General features: G+C 79.7%; 1 protein-coding gene. It reads right to left on the bottom strand.

Annotated elements, in window-relative coordinates:
* A partial coding sequence (locus tag N866_RS21530; RefSeq protein WP_034228253.1) for a hypothetical protein occupies nucleotides 1-538 on the bottom strand: 538 nt, incomplete at both ends.

Genomic DNA, 538 nt, shown 5'->3' with positions numbered 1-538 from the left:
CCCGCCGCGGCACGACGACGACGCCGCTGGGTGTCGTCGTCCGACTCCGGCGCGGGCTCGTCGGACGCCGGCGCGTGGTCGAGGAGGTGAACGGGCACCGGGAGGCCGACCTCGGAGAGGACCCGGCGCGCCAGGCGGTCCGTGGGCCCGGCGGTCCCGCCGACATCGACGAGCACGAGGGCGACGGCGGTCCCCGGCGCCTCCTCGAGCAGGCCCGCCACGGCGGCGAGCCCCCGCTCGGCGGGCCCGCGGTCGGCCCGGGCGACGACGCCGACGACGTGGTGCGAGGCGGCGATCTCCGCCAGGTCGGCGAGGTCCGTGCGGACGCCCCAGTCGGTGAGGACGGCGTCGAAGAAGCGCCCGATAGGGTCGACCGCCGCGCGCCACCCGGCCGGGGTCACGAAACCGGCGAGCGCCCCGACCGGCCCGTCCGTCCCCGAGCCGAGCACGTGCAGCCCGCTCGCGGCCGCGGGGACCGCACGCCGGGCCTGCGCCGCCGTGCTCACACCGGCCGTCCGGCCGAGGCTCAGTGCGAGCG

The organism is Actinotalea ferrariae CF5-4, from assembly GCF_000603945.1.
Classification (GTDB): Bacteria; Actinomycetota; Actinomycetes; order Actinomycetales; family Cellulomonadaceae; genus Actinotalea; species Actinotalea ferrariae.
This window is presented reverse-complemented; position numbering and strand designations above follow the sequence as displayed.